Source organism: Bradyrhizobium sp. USDA 4541, from assembly GCF_024171085.1.
Lineage (GTDB): Bacteria > Pseudomonadota > Alphaproteobacteria > Rhizobiales > Xanthobacteraceae > Bradyrhizobium > Bradyrhizobium australafricanum.
Window position 1 is genome coordinate 6,502,258 of the sequence record NZ_JALJZF010000001.1, and the last position, 20,285, is coordinate 6,522,542.

The following is a 20,285-nucleotide window of genomic DNA, read 5'->3' on the forward strand; positions in this document are numbered from 1 at the left end:
CGCATGAAGATCGCGACCTTCAACATCAACAACGTCAACCGCCGCCTGCCCAACCTGTTGCGCTGGCTGAAATCGGCCAGGCCCGACATCGTCAGTCTGCAGGAGCTGAAGGCCAGCGACGCCGAGTTTCCCGCGGCCGCGATCGAGCAGGCCGGCTACGGCGCGGTGTGGCAGGGACAGAAGACCTGGAACGGCGTCGCCATCCTCGCGCGCAAGGCCGAGCCGGTGCTGATCCGCACCGCCCTGCCCGGCGATGCCGGCGATCACGAAGCGCGCTACATCGAGGCCGCGGTGCGCGGCATCGTCGTCACCAGCCTCTATCTGCCGAACGGCAATCCGCAGCCCGGGCCGAAATTCGATTACAAGCTCGCCTGGTTCAAGCGGCTGCGCGCCCATGCCGCCAAGCTGCTCAAGCAGGACGTCCCGGTGGTGCTCGCCGGCGACTACAATGTCGCGCCGACGCCGTTCGACATCTACCCGACGCGGTCCTGGGACAAGGATGCGCTGATCCAGCCGAAGAGCCGCGCCGCCTTCAAGGCGCTGGTCGATCAGGGCTGGTGCGATGCGATCCGCGCCCTGCATCCGGACGCGCCGATGTTCACCTTCTGGGACTACAAGCGCCAGCGCTGGCCACGCGATGCAGGCCTGCGGCTCGATCATCTCCTGCTCAGCCCCGCAGTGGCGCCGCGCCTCGTGAAAGCCGGCGTCGACCGCGCCATCCGCGGCGAGGACGGCGCCAGCGATCACGCGCCGGCGTGGGTGGTGTTGAGGTGACGGGTTTGCGTGTCGCGCTCGCGCCACAATCACTCTGTCGTCCCTGCGAAAGCACTAGCGTGTCTACACGGTTTTGGGGCGCGACAGATTGACTCGGTGCAGCAAGAAGTGGCGTCTCTGCAGCATGTTGTATGATTCTCTCACTGGCGCTTTGATTCGAAGGAGCGCCAGCGATGCAGCCGGATTTGTCTTTGGGTGAGTTCGGGGACGTTCGTCTCGACAAAAGGGGGCGACGCTTCTCCGGGCTATGCTTTGCACGCGCAGCGTCTGCTTGCGCCAGATGGCCCGGGGCGATTGGGCTGCCAATATGGCGTTCTGGCGGTTTGTGAACAACCCCCAAGTCACGATCGATAAATTGATTGAGGGCTGGAGCACGCAGACGCGGACTGCGGTCAGCGGGCGTCATGTGCTGGCGATCCAGGATACGAGCGAGGTCAAGTTCCAGACCCAGGCGGGACGGCGGCGCGGGCTGGGCAAAGTCGGCAAGGGCAATGCTCGCGGCGTGCTGTTGCATGCGATGATGGCGGTGGATGCCGACAGCGGGGTCTGTCTTGGCCTTACTGGCGGCAACGTTTGGACGCGCAAAGGCAAGGTAAAAATCCCGCATGAGCGGCGCGCCTTGGCCGACAAGGAGTCGGCGCGCTGGGTGACGGCCGCCGAGCAAGGCCGCGACGTCCTGGCAGATGCCCGCATGATCACCGTCGTCAACGACCGCGAGGGGGATTTCTTTGCTCACTGGGCGCTGACGCCAGCTGAGAATGTCCATCTTCTGTCGCGTGCCATGCACGACCATGCGCTGGTCGATGGCGACACACTTTATCAGGCGGTCGAGCGGAGCCGCTTCTGCGACAACGCGGTGATCGATCTGCCGCAGCGAATGGATCGGCGCGGCCGGCAGGCCCATCTCTCGATGCGCTTCGGAACCGTCGTGCTCAAGCGGCCGCAGAGGCCCGGCGTCACCGACTTGGCGGAGGGCATCAAACTCAGCTTCGTAGAAGTGGTCGAGTTGCATCCGCCGAGAGGTGCGGAGCCCATTCGCTGGCTGCTCCTGACCACTCATCCGGTCGCCACCGTTAAAGACGCCTGGCAGATCGTCTCCTGGTACCGCCAGCGCTGGATCATTGAGCAACTCTTTCGCTCGCTGAAGAGCCAGGGTTTGCGCATCGAGGATAGTCAGATCGAGAGCGCCGAAGGCCTGATCAAGCTCGTGGCGGTCGCCACCAGAGCGGCATGTATCGTCATTCAACTCGTTCAGGCCCGCAACAGTGGCGAAGAATTGCCGGCTGAATTTGTCTTCACCGCAGAAGAGATCGAGACGCTCAGGGCCATCAACAAAACCATGAAAGGTCGCACCGAGCTTCAGAAAAACCACCATCGCCCCAACACTCTTGCTTGGGCGGCATGGATCATCGCAAAACTCGGCGGATGGACCGGCTACGCCTCCCACCGTCCACCTGGACCAATCACCTTCCACACCGGAATGGCCCGCTTCCAAATCCTCGCAAATGGCCCGACAAACGTGTAGATGCACTAGTGCGAAAGCAGGGACCCATACTCCGCGGCCGATGTTGTGAACGGGACTTGTCGTTCCGGCGGCGCGCAATAATCCGCATTCGTGGTTATGGGTCCCTGCTTTCGCAGGGTCGACAACAAATGTGTTGCGCGGTCTGTGAGTCATACCTCCGCATTCTCGCGACATGATTTGTCCAAGTCTTGCTGCGCTGCGCACGATGGCGTGTCGATGGTTCGGCGGCGCCCTTGCGCCGTCTCGAACCATGAGGTCACACTGAGCCCCTCTCCCGGGACACGCATTCAGCATGGCTCGGGATCACCTCACCGGAGCGCGCAGGTGGGCTTTCTCTTCGTCCTCATCGTCGGCCTGGTCGCCGGCACCATTTCCGGCATCGTCGGCACCGGCTCGTCGATCATGCTGATGCCGGTGTTGGTCTATCAGTACGGGCCGAAGCAGGCGGTGCCGATCATGGCCGTCGCCGCCGTGATGGCCAATCTGTCGCGAATCCTCGCCTGGTGGCGCGAGGTCGACTGGCGTGCCTGCATCGCCTACTCGATCACCGGCATCCCGGCCGCCGCGCTCGGCGCGCGCACCCTGCTCGCGCTGCCCTCGCATGCGGTCGATATAGCGATCGGCGTATTCCTGATCGCGATGGTGCCGGTGCGGCACTGGCTGGCGCGGCACAGGCTGAAGGCCAATCTCTGGCATCTCGCAATCGGCGGTGCGCTCATCGGCTACCTCACCGGCATCGTGGCCTCGACCGGCCCGCTCAGCGTGCCGCTGTTCCTGTTCTACGGTCTCAGCAAGGGCGCGTTCCTCGCCACCGAGGCGGCGAGCTCGCTCGGGCTCTATGTCAGCAAGTCGGTGACGTTCGAGCGTTTCGGCGCGCTGACGCCGGACATTGCGCTGAAGGGCCTGATCGCCGGCGCCTCGCTGATGGCCGGCGCTTTCATCGCAAAGCGCTTCGTGCTGCAGCTGAAGCCGGAGTCGTTCCGCCTGATCATGGACGGCATCATGCTGGCGGCGGGCACGGCGCTGTTGTGGTCTGCAATGACGCAGTAAAATTCCGACATCGACCGGGCCCTGGGCAAACGGATTTCACCGTGACGAACACCAACATTCTCCCGATGGTGTCGTAATTCTACGGGGCTTTGCGCATCGGGTGGCGTGTACCCCGAAAGAGTTTTGTTGAGCGCTCACCTTCCGTTGTTATCCGGATTGCCATCGTCCGGCCGCTGCGTTTATGACAATCTCATTACTTGCACTTGATCGTTTGCGGAAAAGAACTTTGCTCCAGCAGGCATCACAGGGTTGATCGACGACCCGGATGCGAGTCCCGAGAGTTCAGACGACGAGGTTCAGCGACACCTGGCGTGCAGATCGGGCGCAGAGCCCGGCGCCTGATGTCGCCGATGTCGGCCTGACGAATGCGGGATCGCAAGTCGAAGCATTGGGAGTCGCGGGTCGTCAAAGCCCACGACAGGCGGGAAAGGCAGGCGCGCGATGCGCAAGATGATGATCACGACTGCGGCGATTGTGACGTTCGCCGTTGCCGGCTCGGCGTTCTGGCCGACGGCAAGGCCCGATGTCGCGCAGTTCGGAGACAGCGTCTACGAGACGATCTGGGTCTGGCGCATTCCGGCCTACGCCAACAATCCGTCGTGGCGGGTTCGCTGGAGCTGGAGCGATCCGTTGCGCGCGCAGGCGAGATGCTGCCGCGCTCTGCCGACGAGTCTGACGCCGCGCGAGAATCCGCCGCTGCTGCTGTCGAGGCGGGACATCCACGTTTGACCGCGCGTACAAACGAGAGCAGTTCCCTTGCGCGAAGCGCATTTGATTCAAATTCGCGCTGTAGTTGAACTTACTTTTTATCCTTAACCAGAAACCTGATCTTTGATTTACATCTGCAAGATGCGGTTTACCTTGTCTCCGCGAGCACAGCGGATTCAGGGACAACAACAACATGCGCCAACCAAGCCTCACCCTGTGGTTGACCGTTGTTCTGGCGACGCAGGGATTGAGCGTCGCGGCAGACGATACAAGACCGGGGCAACCGGGTGCCGTTGCCGCTGCTGACCGCGTTGCATGTTCCCTGCAGCCAAAAAGTGAGGAACCGTCCGATCCGTCGTCGACCTCGGCAATTCCTCACGCCGAAAAATTCGTCGCGCGGGAACATTTCAAGGAGGACATCGCCTCGAGCGCGCCGGTCAGGATTTCCTGGTTAGGCGCGACCTTCGCGCAGCGCTTCACGAACAAGATCGAGGACGATAGCGGCGGCGCATCGTTGCAGACCTTCATCCTGAGCGCAGCCTCGAGCGACAAGGAGATCCTCGCCAAACTGGGTCAGAGCCACGAGAGCAGGCTGGCCGACGTCTGGTGCGCGTTGAGGCGACAGCCCAGCGGCAGCAATGGCCCGCTGGAGGTCAACGCCAAGCCGAACGTGTTTTACGTACGCGACAGCGCCGGAGAGCTTGGTGCCGTCGACGTGCTGTGGGGCGGCGTCGGCTGGGAAATCGGCGCCAGCCCGGTCGGCGACAAGCCGCGCTGGCCGGGCGGAACGCGGGTGTTCTCGCGCTGAGCCGGCCCCGCCATCTCGCGCTTCGTCTTCTTCGATGGATCGTGCGCGGCGGCCGAACCGTGTTATGCATCGTGCTCGACAGCGCGACTCACCTGCTCCATGGCCAAATCCACCCTCTCCTTCGTCTGCCAGAACTGCGGCGCGGCGTATAATCGCTGGCAGGGCAAGTGCGATTCCTGCGGCGAGTGGAACACGCTGGCCGAGGAGGACACCACAGGCTCGGTGCCGGTCTCGATCCGCAGCAAGCGCAAGGGGCGGACGTTTGCGCTGGAATCGCTGTCCGGCAAGACCCAGGACGCGCCGCGGCTGTCGTCCGGGATGGCCGAGCTCGACCGCGTCACTGGCGGCGGCTTCGTCCGCGGCTCGGTGCTTTTGGTCGGCGGCGATCCCGGCATCGGAAAATCGACGCTGCTGACCCAGGCGACCAGCATGATGGCGCGCGCCGGCCACCGCGCGGTCTATATCTCCGGCGAAGAGGCGGTCGCCCAGGTGCGGCTGCGCGCCGAACGGCTCGGGCTCGCGGACGCGCCGGTGCAGCTGGCTTCGGAAACGTCGGTCGAGGACATCGTCGCGACGCTATCGGAAGGCGCGGTGCCGCGCCTGATCGTGATCGACTCGATCCAGACCATGTGGACCGACACGGTGGAATCCGCGCCCGGCACGGTGACCCAGGTCCGCGCCTCGGCGCAGGCCCTCATTCGCTTTGCCAAGAAGACGGGTGCCGCGATCATCCTGGTCGGCCATGTGACAAAGGACGGCCAGATCGCCGGTCCCCGCGTGGTCGAGCACATGGTCGATGCGGTTCTGTCGTTCGAGGGCGAAGGCTCGCAGCAGTTCCGCATCCTGCGCTCGGTGAAGAACCGTTTTGGCGCGACCGACGAGATCGGCGTATTCGAGATGACCGGCCTCGGCCTGCGCGAGGTCACCAACCCCTCGGAATTGTTCCTCTCCGAGCGCGAGCTCGGCAGCCCCGGCACGGCGGTGTTCGCCGGCATCGAGGGCACCCGTCCGGTGCTGGTCGAGTTGCAGGCGCTGGTGGCACCGACCTCGCTCGGCACGCCACGCCGCGCCGTGGTCGGCTGGGACCCGAGCCGGCTGTCGATGGTGCTCGCGGTGCTCGAAGCGCATTGCGGCGTCAAATTGTCCGGACATGACGTCTATCTCAACGTCGCCGGCGGCCTGCGCATCCAGGAACCGGCCGCGGACCTTGCCGCGGCGGCCGCGCTGGTCTCATCGCTGGTGAACGCGCCGCTGCCGACGGATGCGGTCTATTTCGGCGAGATTTCGCTATCGGGCGCGATCCGCCCGGTGGCGCAGACCCCGGCCCGGCTCAAGGAGGCCCTCAAGCTCGGCTTCGCCCGGGCCATCCTGCCCGAATCGGCCCGCGGCGAGAGCGGCGGCGATTCAGGGCTCACCCTCAACAGCGTCGGCAATCTCACCACGCTGGTCGCCGAAATTGCGGCACGCGGGACGCCCCGGGGCGGCCGGCGCGACCAGGGCAGCTCCGGAGGCCCTGATGCGGCTGAGAAAAATGCCACACCGGCCCGATTCCGTCGCGAGACCAGCTAAAGCGGGCGTGACGTATCAGCCCCCCGCCGCTATACATCCGCCGCGCGGGACAGGTGGCGCTCTGGCCTTGCCGGATGCCCCCAATGCGCCTCAGTTAGGACGGCACCGACTTCGCCGATTCGCGAGAGCCCTTAGCAGCGTAAGCCCTTAACAACGTAAGCCCTTAACAGCGTACCGAAACGTACCAGCGGACCTGACCAGCCGATGCCCATAACGATACTTGATCTCGTCCTGCTCGGCGTGATGCTGATTTCGGGCCTGCTCGCGATGGTGCGCGGCTTCATGCGCGAGATCCTGTCGATCGCGGCCTGGGGCGCCGCCGCTTTGGTCACGCTATATGCGTTCTCGAAGCTTCTGCCGACCGCCAAGACCTATTTCAACAACGACACGGTCGCCGCCGTGGTCGTGGTGGCCGGCGTCTTCATCGGCACGCTGATCGTGGTCTCGATCGTCACGGTGCGGATTTCGGACATGATCCTGGATTCCCGGATCGGCGCGCTCGACCGCACGCTTGGCTTCCTGTTCGGGCTCGCTCGCGGCCTCCTGATCGTGGTCGTGGCGTTCATGTTCTTCACCTGGCTGGTTCCGGACAAGCAGCGGCCCGATTGGGTGACCGGGGCGAAGTCCCGCGTAGTGCTGCAGGGAACCGGGGATTGGCTGATGTCGCTCTTGCCTGACGACCCCGAGAACACCATCTTAAAGAAGTTCAAGAAGAATAAGCCAGACGACGATTCTGCGGCCGATACCAATGATCAGGCGACGCCGGCGTCGGGTGATGGCTATAGCAAACCTGCGCGTGACAGCTTGAAGAAGCTGATCGAGAAACCCGCGGGCCGATAAACTATTTGGGCCCTTACGAGAGGCGATGAACGAGATGCAGACCCCTTCGGATCATACCGACCAAATGGATCTCGACCTCGGCCCGATCGAACTGCAAGACCCTCTCAGATACCACCCCGACCTCGATGGCGACTCGCTCCGCGAGGAATGCGGCGTGTTCGGCATCTTCGACCATCCCGAGGCCGCCGCGATCACCGCACTCGGCCTGCACGCCCTGCAACACCGCGGCCAGGAAGCTGCCGGCATCGTCTCCTTCGACGGCAGCCGCTTCCACAGTGAACGCCGCCTCGGCCTGGTGGGCGACGCCTTCTCCCGCCGCGAGGTGATCGAACGCCTGCCGGGCAACGCCGCGGTCGGCCATGTCCGCTACTCCACCACCGGCGGCACCATCCTGCGCAACGTGCAGCCGCTGTTCGCCGAGCTCAGCGCCGGCGGATTTGCGGTCGGCCACAACGGCAACCTCACCAACGGCCTGACCCTGCGCCGCGAGCTGGTCAAGGGCGGCGCCATGATGCAATCGACCACCGACACCGAGGTGATCCTGCATCTCGTGGCGCAGTCCAAGCGCACCCGCTTCATCGACCGCTTCATCGAGGCGCTGCGCACCATCGAGGGCGCCTATGCGCTGGTCGCGCTGACCAACAAGAAGCTGGTCGGCGCGCGCGACCCGCTCGGCATCCGCCCGCTGGTGCTCGGCGATCTCGACGGCCGTCCGATCCTGACCTCGGAGACCTGCGCGCTCGACATGATCGGCGCCAAATACGTCCGCGACATCGAGCCTGGCGAGATCATCGTGTTCGACGAGCGAGGGGCTCACAGCCACAAGCCGTTCCCGCCGAAGCCGGCCCGGCCCTGCATCTTCGAATACATCTATTTCGCGCGCCCGGATTCGATCGTCGGCGGCCGCTCGGTCTACGACGTGCGCAAGGCGTTCGGCGCCCAGCTGGCGCGCGAGAGCCATCCCGAGGTCGACGTCGTGGTGCCGGTGCCGGATTCCGGCGTGCCCGCCGCGGTCGGCTACAGCCAGTATTCCGGCGTGCCGTTCGAGCTCGGCATCATCCGCAACCACTATGTCGGCCGCACCTTCATCCAGCCGACCCAGAGCGTGCGCGAGCTCGGCGTGCGCATGAAGCATTCGGCCAACCGCGCCGCGATCGAGGGCAAGCGCATCATCCTGATCGACGACAGTCTGGTGCGCGGCACCACCTCGAAGAAGATCGTGCGCATGATGCGCGACGCCGGCGCCCGTGAGGTGCATTTCCGCCTCGCCTCGCCGCCGATCCTCTATCCCGACTATTACGGCATCGACCTGCCGGACCGCGGCGGCCTGCTCGCCGCGACCCATTCGCTCGAGGAGATGCGCGACATCATCGGCGCCGACTCGCTCGCCTTCCTGTCGATCGACGGCATGTACCGCGCGATGGGCTATGAGGGCCGCGACCCGGCAAATCCGAGATTCGCCGACCATTGCTTCACCGGCGCCTACCCGACACACCTCACCGACCAGAGCGAAACCGAGGCCCCGCCGCGCCAGCTCTCGCTGCTGGCGGAGGCGAGCTAGCCACATCCGCGCTGTCGTCCCTGCGAAAGCAGGGACCCATAACCACCGGCCTATCTGGCTGGCGACAGTGTTAGACACGAACTTCCATTACCGCCGTCACGGCGTATGGGTCCCTGCCTTCGCAGGGACGACGATTTGTTAGAGTCCCTTCCATGACAAAACCCCTCGCCTCCCGTATCGCCCTCGTGACCGGCGCCTCGCGCGGCATCGGCTATGCGACCGCGGTCGCACTGGCCAAGGCCGGCGCGCATGTCGTGGCGGTGGCGCGCACGCAAGGCGGGCTGGAAGAGCTCGACGACGAGATCCGCAAGGCCGGCGGCAGCACCACCCTGGTGCCGCTCTCGCTCACCGATTACGACGGCATCGCGCGGCTCGGCCTTGCGCTGCATGAGCGCCACGGCAAGCTCGATATCCTGGTCGGCAATGCCGGCACCGCAGGGCCGTCGTCGCCGCTCGGCCATATCGAGCTGAAACCATGGAACGACGTGTTCGCGATCAACGTCACCGCCAACTTCCAGCTGATCCGCTGCATGGACCCGCTGCTGCGCCAATCCGACGCCGGCCGCTCGGTGTTCGTGACGTCGGGCGTGGCCCACAAGGCCAACGCCTATCTCGGCCCCTATGCGGCCTCGAAGGCCGCGCTGGAGGCACTGGTGCGCTCCTGGGCCAACGAGACCGCCAACACAAAGCTCCGCGTCAACCTGTTCAGCCCCGGCCCGATTCGCACCCGGATGCGCGCGCAGGTATTTCCCGGCGAAGACCCGATGACGCTGGATACGCCCGACATGGCCGCCGAATTCATCGTGCCGATGTGTTCGCCCGCGTGGACCGAGACCGGCAAGCTCTACGACTACAAGGCGCGCACGCTACGCAGCTTCCAGCCGCCGGCGTGAGCCCGGCTCTCTCTCTCGTAGCCCGGATGGAGCGAAGCGCAATCCGGGATAATCTACGCCGAGAAACCGGCCCCGGATTTCGCTTCGCTCCATCCGGGCTACGCACCTCCTTGCGATTGACTCGCTCGCGTCCCCACGATTGACTGACCTTCCCAGCGGGACGCCCGCCAAGAAAAAATTTCGGGAGGCAACATGACGCCGACGTTCAATCGCGCGCGCTTCATTCTGTCCGGATTGTTTCTCTCCGCCTGCATCGCATCATCAGCCCTTTTTGCTCAGCCAGCGCCCGCCAGGGCCAGTGACGTCCCGACGTTTGCGGTCGATGCGTCCTGGCCGAAGCAACTTCCCAACAACTGGATCCTCGGCCAGGTCGGCGGCATCACGGTGGATTGGCAGGGCCACATCTGGGTGATCCACCGGCCGCGCTCGCTGACCGACGACGAGAAGGGCGCGAGCCTCAATCCGCCGCGCTCGAAATGCTGCGTCTCGGCGCCGCCGGTGCTCGAATTCGACGCTGACGGCAATCTACTGCGGTCCTGGGGCGGGCCGGGTGACGGCTATGAGTGGGTTGGCCGCGAGCACGGCATCGAGGTCGACGAGCGCGGCTTCGTCTGGATCGGCGGCAACGCCGACAATGACAATGCGATCCTCAAGTTCACCCTCGACGGCAAGTTCGTCTCGCAGATCGGCTCGATCGCACCGAGCAAGGGCAGCAACGACACCACCCAGCTCGGCAAGCCCGCCGAGACCGCGATCGACAAGGAGGCCAACGAGATCTACGTCGCCGACGGTTACGGCAACCGGCGCGTCATCGTGTTCGATGCCACCACCGGCGCCTACAAGCGGCACTGGGGCGCCTATGGCAACAAGCCCGACGACGCCAAGCAGCCACCCTACGATCCGAAGGCGCAGGTCGCGCAGCAGTTCGGCAATCCCGTGCACTGCGTGAAGATCGCCGATGACGGACTGGTCTATGTCTGCGACCGCATCAACAACCGCATCCAGGTGTTCAGGAAGGACGGCAGCTTCGTGAAGGAGTTCTTCTTCGAGAAGAGCACGCTCGGCAACGGCGCGGTGTGGGACATCGCGCTGTGGCCCGATCCCAAGCAGACCTACCTGCTCTCCGCCGACGGCGAGAACAACGAGATCCGCATCATCAGGCGTGACGACGGCGCGGTGGTCGGCAGCTTCGGCCGCAACGGCCGCAACGCCGGGCAGTTCCACTGGGTGCACGCGCTCGCGGTCGACGCCAGGGGCAACGTCTATACCGCCGAGGTCGACACCGGAAAGCGAATCCAGAAATTCAAGCTGACCTCCGACGCGCTCAACTAAGGGTTTCACCGGATGACGCTTCGACGCAGGCCCACCCGGCTTTAGGCGGATTGCCGCGCCCCCCGGGAAAGGGTAAGCGGGAACTTGAGCGACCGGCAAAAAGGCTCCGCAAGAGGGCTGCCCGGGCTTTAGACAGTGGAGGGAATTTCATGACAATGACGTTTGCGCGGCGCTGCGCCGCGCTTCTTGCTTGCGCCGCACTCGGCCTTTCAACTTCTGCGTTCGCGCAGGACAAGACCGTCAAGATCGGCGTGCTCAACGATATGTCGAGCCTCTATGCCGACATCGGCGGCCCGAACTCCGTGGTCGCGATCAAGATGGCCGTGGAGGATTCCGGCCTGCTCAAGAAGGGCTGGAAGATCGACGTCCTGAGTGGCGACCACCAGAACAAGCCCGACGTCGGCGTCAACATCGCTCGGCAATGGGTCGACAACGAGAAGGTCGATGCGATCGCCGACACGCCGAACTCCGGCGTGGCGCTTGCGGTCAACAATCTCGTCAAGGAAAAGAACATCGTCCTGCTGAATTCGGGCGCGGCGACCGCCGACCTCACCGGCAAGGCCTGCACGCCGAACACGATTTCATATACCTACGACACCTACATGCTGGCCAACGGCACCGGCAAGGCCCTGACGAAGGCCGGCGGCGACACCTGGTTCTTCCTGACGGCCGATTATGCATTCGGCCACGCGCTCGAGCGCGACACCACCGCGGTCGTCAACGCCAATGGCGGCAAGGTGCTCGGAAGCGTCAAGCATCCGATCAACACCGCCGATTTCTCCTCGTTCCTGCTGCAGGCACAATCGTCCAAGGCCAAGGTGGTCGGCCTCGCCAATGCCGGCGGCGACACCACCAACGCGATCAAGCAGGCGGCCGAATTCGGCATCGTTTCCGGCGGCCAAAAGCTCGCGGCGCTGCTGCTGTTCATCAACGACGTGCATTCGCTCGGGTTGAAGACCGCGCAAGGCCTGACGTTCACGGAATCCTTCTACTGGGACATGAACGACCAGACCCGCGCCTGGTCGAAGCGGTTCTCCGCCCTCGCCAGCAAGAACGCGATGCCGTCGATGACCCAGGCCGGCAACTACGCGATGGTGCTGCACTATCTCAAGGCGATGGAAGCGCTTGGCGGCAATCCGCATGACGGCGCCAAGGTCGTCGCCAAGATGAAGGAATTGCCGACCGACGATCCGCTGTTCGGCAAGGGCCCGCTCCGCGCCGACGGCCGGCGCCTGATTCCGGCCTATCTGTTCGAGGTGAAGAAGCCCGAAGAGTCCAAATATCCCTGGGACTATTACAAGCTGATCGCCACGATCGCGCCGGAAGACGCCGCAAAGCCGCTTGAGGCCAGCGACTGTCCGCTGCTGAAGAAGTGACCGCGTAGCGGTCATTCCGGGGCGCGCAACGCGCGAACCTCAGATGCGCAATTGCGCATCGGGGAATCTCGAGATTCCGGGGGTTCGATGCTGCGCATCGCCCCGGAATGACTTTTTGCACCTTCTTACTTCGCCGCCGACTTCGCCTTGACGGGCGGCGGCAGCGATGCCCATTCCCTGTCGGCGCGCGGGCCGCCGACGTCGCCGGTCAGGCCGACGAGCTGGCCCGGCTGCACGTCCAGCGTCTGCGTCCAGGTCTGGGTCTGGCACAGCAGCTTGAGCAGGCATCCCTTGAGCTTCAGCCGGTCGGACTTGTCGCGCCACAGCGAGACCGCATAGGACTTGCCGTCCTCGGCGTTGTAGATGTCGCCGTCGAACCTGCCCTCCGGCGTCAGCTTCAATCCGAGGATCAGCTGATGGCCGAGCAGCGCACGCGTCCGCTTGTCGGGTTCGGGATTGAAGCTGTCGCGGAGCGGCTGGCCGTGTGAATCGAGCGGATCCTTCATCCACACGATGAAGCCGCAGATGCGGTCATGCGCAGGGCCGCAGCGCTCGAGGCGGATGCGTGCGCGGCCGTCTTCGGTCAGCCAGGTGCCGCTGGGATCGGCTGGGGCAATCGTCTCGGCGCGGCCGGTCGAGCTCATCAGCAAGGCAGCGACGAGGCTGCGCAGAAACATGCGAACCAGAAAGTTCATGGTAAAGGACCTTTCAGCGTCGGGATGGTTTGCGGACGCGCGCGGCGCGCGTCACTTCAATTGCGCCATGAAGGCATCGGCACCCTTGTCGATGCCGGCGGTGGCCGCGGCGAGATCGCCGACGCTGGCCTTGATGTCGTAGGCATTGGGATATTGCTTGCTGACATAGGCGCCGAGCAGCCGCGAGGTCGAGCTGTCGAACATCTCGACGGCATGGATGACGGAGCCGGTCATCGTGCCCTCGCCGTCGCGCGCGGCCTGCACGCCGTTGTAGACCGCGCCCGCCAGATCGAAACGCGACAGCGTGCCGAGCACCGGCGTGTTGGCGACCGCGCCGGTCAGCGTCAGCCGCAGGCGGAACGTGTTCGGCCCGCGCGTGTTCACCAGCGTGAAGCGGCCGCGCAGTTTGTCGGCGAAGCGGGTCTGCATGTAGGCGGCGAGCGTCTGCTTGTCCTTCTCGGACATGTCGCCGAACTGATGATCCGCGCCGCGATAGATCACGACCGGATCGATCATCACCTTGTTGTAGCTGCGCCAGTCGACCGGCGGCGCATAGCGATACGGCACACGCCCCGAAGAATCGGACGTGTCCGGCGTCATGTAGGCCGACGATGCCACATCCGAATAGGCCACCGGCGTGACGGCGGCACATCCTCCCGCGAGGACGCAAAGCGCCATCGCTCCCAGACCGCGCGCGGCGATCGAGCTCTCCATTCCAATCTCCTCATCCGACCCTAAAGCGGAAGAGCAGCTCGGCCGCAGCCGCGTCCGGGGCTGAAAGTACGGCTGCGGCCGTCACTGCCGGTCTGACTCGCCGTCGCGGCGCCGCCAGACCTTGCCTCAGTGCGATCAATTATAAAACCGACCAGTTGGTTTGTGAAATTGCAATCGCAGGAAACGCGTCGGAAAAATGCGGCGGTCGAAATGTCGTGTTGGCTGGCGAGGCGGCTTCGCGAATGGCGGCCGCGCGTTGTCACAAACCCGCGACATCTCGTGTGGTACGGCAGAAATCGCCGGGGGATTTCAGGGGCCCGGTGCCGATCCAACGCCGCCAAGCGATCCATATTCCGCTTGGGCGGCGTTGCGCTTTCGGCAGCGCCGGAAATTCAGCCGCGCTTGCGCGCCGATGCGGGCTTTGCCGCGCGCGCGCCGGCCGGAGGCGAAGATTCCGTGCGCGCCGCCGTCGTCTTGGCTGGCTTTGCTGCCTCCGTCGCGCCCTGCTCCATCGCGGTCCACTTGCTGTCGTCGAGCAAGCGCTCGAACAGACGATCGCGCTCGGCCTCGGTCAGCGACAACATGCCGAACAACGAACTCAGCAGCAGCCCCCGCGCCGCCGCCCAGCGCAGCAGCGCGAGATCGGGATCGCTCGCCTCGGCCTTCATCAGCGCGACCTTCTTGATGTCGACATCGCGCGGCATCGCCATCAATTCGGGGTTCTCGTTCATCGCCGCCAGCAGTGCGAACGCCCCTGCCCGCGGCGTTGAGATCGCCTCCCGCAGCGTCGCGATCTGCGCCGACAGTTCGGGCTGGTCCGTGGTCCCGCGTACCTTTTCGATGTAGCGGTTCGAGAATTCCTCGAAATGCGCCATCTGCTGCTCGAGCAAGGCGCGCAGCACCGCTTCCTTGGTGCGGAACTGGTGCATCACGCCGCCCTTGCTGAGACCGCTCTCGCGCGCAATCGCGTCCAGCGTCAGGCGCCCCGGACCGTCGCGCGTCACGATGGTGATCGCGGCGTCGAGTGCGGCGTTGCGGGAGCGTTCCGAGCGGGAAGGATTATCCATGGTGTACTCAGGAAGGAGTCGCTTGAGATCACAGTATCTCAGTGGCTTCGGTCAATCTCAAGCGCTGCGAGGCAGCGCGAACGGCGTCCCCGAAATGGCGATGTCGCCCTCGGAAGGCGCATCAATTTCAGGAATCGGTCATCAACCTATCCGATCGCTCACGCGCACAAGCGAACCTTCTGCAGCAGGCCATGAAGGAAGCCGTAGGCCATTCGGCCGACGACCCGTTCCCCTCGACCGCGTGCGCGGGCGATGGCCTGCGCCTCAGCATGACTGGCGGCGACAATCGTCCCGTGCCTGCCGCCATCGAGTTTCAGGTCGGTCAGGTAGACAAGGCCGCGCGACGTCAGCAGCGCCGCCTGCGCGGCGCTGAAGCGGGTCAATTCATCGCAGATATCAACGGCCTCGTCGGTCACCATGCTGCTCCTGGCAGCGCGCCCCGGAGCGAGGCGCGTCTTCATCCGGTATCAGCTCTTATACAAACCAACCGGATGGTTTGTAAATGGACAATGGACAATATGACGCAATCCGCCCGGTGCGGCCGGACACATCATCGTGTCGGATCGGCGCGCTCGCATTCGTCCTCGAAGCATCAGCCAGCATTCGGAGCACGCGAGCGATGACACAGCAGAAACAGAAAGCGGAAACCGAAATCAGGGCGCTCATCGACGCCTGGACGGACGCCGTCCGCCGACGCGACTATCCCGGCATCTTCGCCCATCACGATCAGGACATCGTGATGTTCGACGTTCCGCCGCCATTGCAGTCACGCGGATTGGATGAATACCGGAAGACGTGGGACTTGTTCTTCAGGTATCATCGCCCATCCTACGCCTTCGATGTCGAGGAGATCGCGATCACGGCTGGCGATGATGTGGCCTTCGCGGTCGCGGTGATGCGGTGCGGGCCACCTGATGCCACGTTCCAGTTCAGGCTGACGATCGGATTGCGCAAGGTCGACGGCGAGTGGCGCGTCACGCACGAGCACCATTCGGTGCCGGCGACGGAATAGAGCGTCTCGTGGTGGATCCGTCGGCGGCCCGCCCTACGCTCTCTTTGCCGCCGTCGTGCGCCAGGCGATGGCGAGCGCGAGCAGCAGCAGCGCGCCGGCCAGATAGAACGGCGCGCCGGGCATCTTCACCGGCACGGTATCGCCGATGAAATACGCAAACGTCAGCGTGAACAGGAACGGGCCGATCAATTCCGACATGCTCTGCACGCTTGAAGTCGCGCCCTGCAACTGGCCCTGTTGATCGGCGGCGACGAGCTGCGTCGTCAGCGCCTGCGTCGCAGCGCCCGAGAGGCCCCACAGCGCCATCACGGGAATGCCGATCCAGAACAGCTGGCCGGTCGGCGCGGCGCCGAAGATCACGAAGCCCAAGGCGCCGCAGACGAGGCCGAGGAACAGCGCGTTGCGCTCGCCGAGGCGCTGCACGATCGGGCCGATCGCCGCGCCCTGCACGATCATGCCGCAGAGCCCGACCAGCGCCAGCGTCGCGCCGACGGTGCCGGTGTCCCAGCCATAGCGATAGGTGGCGTAGAGCACGAACACCGAGGGCAGCACGACATGCGCGAGCTGGCCGAAGAACGTCGCCAGCGACAGGCCGGCGAGCGTCCGGTTCGAGCGCAGGAAATGCAGCGCGCCGATCGGATTGGCGCTCTTCCATTTGAACGGCGCGCGCCGCTCCACGGGCAGCGATTCCGGCAGGATGAACAGGCCATACAGCCCGTTGACGAAGCTCAAACCCGCCGCCGCCCAGAACGGCAGCCGCGGATCGATCTCGCCGAGCAGGCCGCCGAGCGCCGGTCCGAGGATGAAGCCGGCGCCGAAGGCGACGCCAATCTTGCCGAACATCGCGGCGCGCTGCTCCGGCGCGGTGACGTCGGCGATATAGGCGAACACGGTCGAGATGCTCGACGAGGTGATGCCCGAGATCGCCCGCCCGATGAACAGCCAGATCAGGTTCGGCGCCAGCGCCATCAGCACATAGTCGGCGGCGAGGCCGAAATTCGACAGCAGCACCACCGGCCGGCGGCCGAAGCGATCGGACAGCGCGCCGAGGATCGGCGAGCAGACGAACTGCATCAAGGCCCAGATCGAGCCGAACACGCCGAAGATGCGCGCCGCATTAGCGGTGTCGTTGTTGACGAAGCCCTCGATCAGCTTGGGCAGGATCGGGATGATGATCCCGAGCGCGAGCATGTCGAGCAGCAACGTGATGAAGATGAAGATCACCGCGCCGCTGCGCGGTTGCGCTACAGCAACCGTGTCGCCCTCCGACCTTTCGCTCACGACGGGCGTTTGCGCTTGTGGGCGAACGGATTGGCCTTCTCGCGCAGCGTGATCCGGATCGGCGTGCCCGGCAGATCGAACGTCTCGCGCAGCGAGTTGATGAGGTAGCGCAGATAGGATCGCGGGATCGCGTCGGCGCGCGAGCAGAACAGCACGAAGCTCGGCGGGCGCGCCTTCACTTGCGTGATGTAGTTCAGCTTCAGCCTGCGGCCCGAGACCGCCGGCGGCGGGTTGGTCTGGATCGCCTGCTCGAACCAGCGATTGAGCGCCGAGGTCGGCAAGCGCCGGTTCCAGACCGCATAAGCCTCCTGGATCGCCGTCATCAGGCGGTCGATGCCTTCGCCCATCAGGCCGGAGACGGCGACGATCGGGGCGCCCTTGACCTGCGGCAGCCAGTGGTCGGCATCGGTGCGCAGTTGCGAGATCTGGTTCGGCTTGCGCTCGACGAGGTCCCATTTGTTGACCGCGAGCACGATGGCGCGGCCCTCGCGCTCGATCAGGTCGGCGATGCGCAGATCCTGCTCCTCGAACTTGTTCTGCGCGTCCATCATCATCACGACGACTTCGGCAAAGCGCACCGCGCGCAACGCGTCGGCGACCGAGAGCTTTTCCAGCTTCTCCTCGATCCGCGAGCGACGGCGCAGGCCAGCGGTGTCGAACACCCGGAACTGGCGGCCCTGCCAGGTGATCTCGACCGCAATGGAATCGCGCGTGGTGCCGGCCTCGGGGCTGGTCAGCAGCCGCTCCTCGCCGAGCAGATGGTTGATCAGCGTCGACTTGCCGGCATTGGGCCGGCCGACGATGGCAACGCGGATCGGGCGCTGCGCGGCCTCCTCCTCCGAGATGTCCTCGTCATCCTCAAGCTCGTCGTCTTCCTCCGGTGTCTCCGGCACCAGCGCGCTCAGCGCCTCGTGGAGGTCGCCCATGCCCTCGCCATGCTCGGCGGAGATCTGGACGGGATCGCCGAGCCCGAGCGCGTAGGATTCCATCGCGCCGATCTCGCCATGCTTGCCCTCGGCCTTGTTGGCGACCAGCACCACCGGCTTGTTGGCTTTTCGCGCGAAGTCGGCGAAGGCACGGTCGGTCGGCGTCAGGCCGACGCGGGCGTCGATCACGAACATCAGGGCGTCGGCGAGCTCGATCGCGGTTTCGGTCTGCTCCTGCATCCGCGCCGTCAGGGAGCCCTTGGCGCCTTCGTCCAGACCTGCGGTGTCGATGATGGTGAAGTCGAGGTCGTAGAGCCTGGCCTGGCCCTCGCGACGGTCACGCGTCACGCCGGGCTCGTCGTCGACCAGCGCGAGCTTCTGGCCGACCAGCCGGTTGAACAGCGTCGACTTTCCGACATTGGGCCGGCCGATAATGGCGATGGTAAAAGACATGGATCATCCAGGCGCGGTCTGTTGTCCGCGGGTCAAGGTGCTGGAAAGAACTACAGCAGGAATGGGGAGCGGTCGAAGCAAATGATGGAGCATCTTCTCCCTCTCCCCGCTCTTACGGGGAGAGGGTTGAAACTCCCCCTCACCCGGAATTCAAGCTGTGCTTGAATTCCGACCTCTCCCCGCAGGCGGGGCGAGGTGGAATCCCGCTCGCAATTAGCGTGAAAATCCGCCGCTCGGTAGCGGTGCGGGGAAGGCGCCGCCGGATTGTTGCGTGGTCTGCTGGGCCGGCGCCGCGGGCTGTGGCTGCTGGTCGTCGGCGGGCGGCGCGGTGGTGCGGCGGCGGACGATCTTCTTCGGCTTCGGCTCCGGCGGCAGCGCGGCGGGCGCGCCCTCCTCGGCTGCGGCATCGGGAGCAGCCGCCTGATCCGCGGCCGGCGCCGCCCTGCCCTTGGCGTGCTTCTTGGCGCCCTTCGGCGGCTCGGGCGGCGGGGCCGGCTGGGCGGCAGCGGCTGCCGCGGCGTTCTGCTGATCGAGCTGTTCCTGCTGCGAGCCCTTGTACAATTCCTTCGGCACACCCTGCTCGAGGCCGGGCACGCCTTCGGGGAAGACCGGCTTGCGGTCGCCGGCCAGCTTCTTCTTGGTGTCAAGGAAGTCGAGCAGGTCGCTCGGATCGAAATTGGACATGCCGCCACCGCCGCACCCCGCCAGCACGCTGCAAAGCGCTGTCAGAACTGCGGCTGCGATCAGGCGTTGCGAGCGGCGCATGGTCGATCTCTCACTCAAACTCGGGTTTCGCGCCAAGTCAGCTCTTCGCGACCGGCGGCAACAAGGCCTGCAGCGCTTCGGCACGCGAGCGCAGGCTCGGCGGCGTCTCACCGTCATTGGCAATCTGGTCGAGCCACTGCCGCGCGGCGGTGGCATCGTTGGCGCGCCAGGCCGACAGCGCCAGCAGCTCGCGGGCGGAGTGACGGAACGTCGAGTCCTTCGCCGTTGCCGTGGCCTCGAGCCGTTGCAGCATGTTCGGATAGGTGGTGGTTTCCATCGCGAGCTGCGCGGCGCGGATCCGCGCCAGGTCCTGCTCGGGACCGCCGACGCTGCGGTCGGCTGCGATCTCGTCATAGAGCTTCGCGGCAGCCGGCTGATCGCGGGTCGCGACCTCGGCGGCCATGCGCAGCCGCGCCAGATTGCGGTAGCCGGACGGTGCCTTGGTGATGAGAGCGGCGAACGCAGCCTCGGCCTCGGCGTGCTTGTTCTGATCGGACAATTCGACGGCACGGTCGAACGCCGCACCGGCCTCGGCGGCCTTCTTGGCCTCAAGATACTGGTAGCCGCGCCAGCCACCGACGCCCGCAACGATCAGGATCGCCAGGGCGATGATAAAGAGCGAGTACTTGTCCCACAGCTTCTTGAGCTGATCGCGACGGACTTCCTCGTCGACTTCGTCAAATAATTCAGACACTTAAGGCTATCCCATCCCCTCGGGACCGCTGCTATCGGTGGGGCCCAGCCCTACCCGATCCCCACATCGCGGCGGCGTTACCCTAATGGTGTGGCGGAGGCAAGGCAAAGCGAGGCGGATCAAAGCGTTAACGGGGGACGTTTGCGACTTGCCGCAACAGGCCCCCAGCCCGCGCTGCACGTGCCGACCTAAGAGCGAGCTTCGCTCGTCTCGACCCCCGCAAGCGGGAGAGGTCGACCGAA

General features: G+C 65.1%; 20 protein-coding genes. 12 read left to right on the forward strand and 8 right to left on the reverse strand.

Annotated elements, in window-relative coordinates; translation table 11 throughout:
- Positions 1–3: 3 nt before the first annotated feature.
- From J2R80_RS31005 to J2R80_RS31055, 11 genes are all read left to right on the forward strand, one after another.
- Positions 4–774, forward strand: a complete 771-nt coding sequence (locus tag J2R80_RS31005) for an exodeoxyribonuclease III (RefSeq protein ID WP_057020052.1) — start codon at positions 4–6, stop codon at positions 772–774.
- A 280-nt stretch (positions 775–1,054) separates the two neighbouring features.
- Positions 1,055–2,299: an IS4 family transposase gene (locus J2R80_RS31010; protein ID WP_244558664.1), complete on the forward strand. Its 1,245-nt coding sequence runs from the start codon at positions 1,055–1,057 to the stop codon at positions 2,297–2,299.
- A 324-nt stretch (positions 2,300–2,623) separates the two neighbouring features.
- Positions 2,624–3,349: a sulfite exporter TauE/SafE family protein gene (locus J2R80_RS31015; RefSeq protein ID WP_028335150.1), complete on the forward strand. Its 726-nt coding sequence runs from the start codon at positions 2,624–2,626 to the stop codon at positions 3,347–3,349.
- 441 nt (positions 3,350–3,790) lie between these two features.
- Positions 3,791–4,078, forward strand: a complete 288-nt coding sequence (locus J2R80_RS31020; protein WP_057019868.1) for a hypothetical protein — start codon at positions 3,791–3,793, stop codon at positions 4,076–4,078.
- Positions 4,079–4,250: 172 nt separating this feature from the next.
- The gene (locus J2R80_RS31025) at positions 4,251–4,865 is read left to right on the forward strand and encodes a hypothetical protein (RefSeq protein ID WP_141343103.1); all 615 of its coding nucleotides are present in this window, start codon (positions 4,251–4,253) and stop codon (positions 4,863–4,865) included.
- 99 nt (positions 4,866–4,964) lie between these two features.
- Positions 4,965–6,434: a DNA repair protein RadA gene (radA, locus tag J2R80_RS31030; protein WP_141343102.1), complete on the forward strand. Its 1,470-nt coding sequence runs from the start codon at positions 4,965–4,967 to the stop codon at positions 6,432–6,434.
- A gap of 204 nt (positions 6,435–6,638) precedes the next feature.
- Positions 6,639–7,274, forward strand: a complete 636-nt coding sequence (locus J2R80_RS31035; protein WP_026192677.1) for a CvpA family protein — start codon at positions 6,639–6,641, stop codon at positions 7,272–7,274.
- Positions 7,275–7,308: 34 nt separating this feature from the next.
- Positions 7,309–8,835, forward strand: coding sequence for an amidophosphoribosyltransferase (gene purF, locus J2R80_RS31040; RefSeq protein ID WP_141343107.1), 1,527 nt, complete (start codon positions 7,309–7,311; stop codon positions 8,833–8,835).
- 152 nt (positions 8,836–8,987) lie between these two features.
- Entirely contained in the window at positions 8,988–9,728 is a 741-nt protein-coding gene (locus J2R80_RS31045) for an SDR family NAD(P)-dependent oxidoreductase (RefSeq protein ID WP_141343236.1), read from the forward strand.
- 192 nt (positions 9,729–9,920) lie between these two features.
- A complete protein-coding gene (locus J2R80_RS31050; protein ID WP_253639920.1) occupies positions 9,921–11,060 on the forward strand; it encodes a hypothetical protein in 1,140 nt (379 codons plus the stop codon).
- 149 nt (positions 11,061–11,209) lie between these two features.
- Positions 11,210–12,436: an ABC transporter substrate-binding protein gene (locus J2R80_RS31055; RefSeq protein ID WP_253639921.1), complete on the forward strand. Its 1,227-nt coding sequence runs from the start codon at positions 11,210–11,212 to the stop codon at positions 12,434–12,436.
- Between the two features lie 125 nt (positions 12,437–12,561).
- On the opposite strand, the gene J2R80_RS31060 is transcribed toward J2R80_RS31055, so the two are convergent.
- From J2R80_RS31060 to J2R80_RS31075, 4 genes are all read right to left on the reverse strand, one after another.
- The gene (locus J2R80_RS31060) at positions 12,562–13,131 is read right to left on the reverse strand and encodes a DUF2147 domain-containing protein (RefSeq protein ID WP_057019861.1); all 570 of its coding nucleotides are present in this window, start codon (positions 13,129–13,131) and stop codon (positions 12,562–12,564) included.
- Between the two features lie 51 nt (positions 13,132–13,182).
- Positions 13,183–13,845: a DUF3313 domain-containing protein gene (locus J2R80_RS31065; protein ID WP_141343238.1), complete on the reverse strand. Its 663-nt coding sequence runs from the start codon at positions 13,843–13,845 to the stop codon at positions 13,183–13,185.
- Between the two features lie 392 nt (positions 13,846–14,237).
- Positions 14,238–14,912 carry a TetR/AcrR family transcriptional regulator gene (locus J2R80_RS31070; RefSeq protein WP_141343239.1) on the reverse strand — a complete coding sequence of 225 codons (675 nt, stop codon included), beginning with the start codon at positions 14,910–14,912 and terminating at the stop codon, positions 14,238–14,240.
- A gap of 158 nt (positions 14,913–15,070) precedes the next feature.
- On the reverse strand, positions 15,071–15,328 hold the full coding sequence (locus tag J2R80_RS31075) for a hypothetical protein (RefSeq protein ID WP_141343240.1): 258 nt from the start codon (positions 15,326–15,328) through the stop codon (positions 15,071–15,073).
- A 203-nt stretch (positions 15,329–15,531) separates the two neighbouring features.
- On the opposite strand from J2R80_RS31075, the gene J2R80_RS31080 reads away from it, so the two are divergent.
- Complete coding sequence (locus tag J2R80_RS31080) at positions 15,532–15,924, forward strand: nuclear transport factor 2 family protein (RefSeq protein WP_141343241.1); 393 nt, start codon at positions 15,532–15,534, stop codon at positions 15,922–15,924.
- A gap of 33 nt (positions 15,925–15,957) precedes the next feature.
- Here the strand turns inward: J2R80_RS31080 and J2R80_RS31085 are convergent, their stop codons facing one another.
- The 4 genes from J2R80_RS31085 to J2R80_RS31100 form a co-directional block, all read right to left on the reverse strand.
- On the reverse strand, positions 15,958–17,205 hold the full coding sequence (locus J2R80_RS31085; protein ID WP_057019856.1) for an MFS transporter: 1,248 nt from the start codon (positions 17,203–17,205) through the stop codon (positions 15,958–15,960).
- Positions 17,202–18,584 (reverse strand): ribosome biogenesis GTPase Der, encoded by a 1,383-nt coding sequence (der, locus tag J2R80_RS31090; protein ID WP_141343243.1) that lies wholly within the window; start codon positions 18,582–18,584, stop codon positions 17,202–17,204. Before der ends, J2R80_RS31085 begins: the two co-directional genes overlap by 4 nt.
- Before the next feature lie 213 nt (positions 18,585–18,797).
- Positions 18,798–19,349, reverse strand: coding sequence for a hypothetical protein (locus J2R80_RS31095; protein WP_253639922.1), 552 nt, complete (start codon positions 19,347–19,349; stop codon positions 18,798–18,800).
- A gap of 37 nt (positions 19,350–19,386) precedes the next feature.
- Entirely contained in the window at positions 19,387–20,043 is a 657-nt protein-coding gene (locus tag J2R80_RS31100) for a tetratricopeptide repeat protein (RefSeq protein ID WP_028335134.1), read from the reverse strand.
- Positions 20,044–20,285 lie beyond the last annotated feature (242 nt).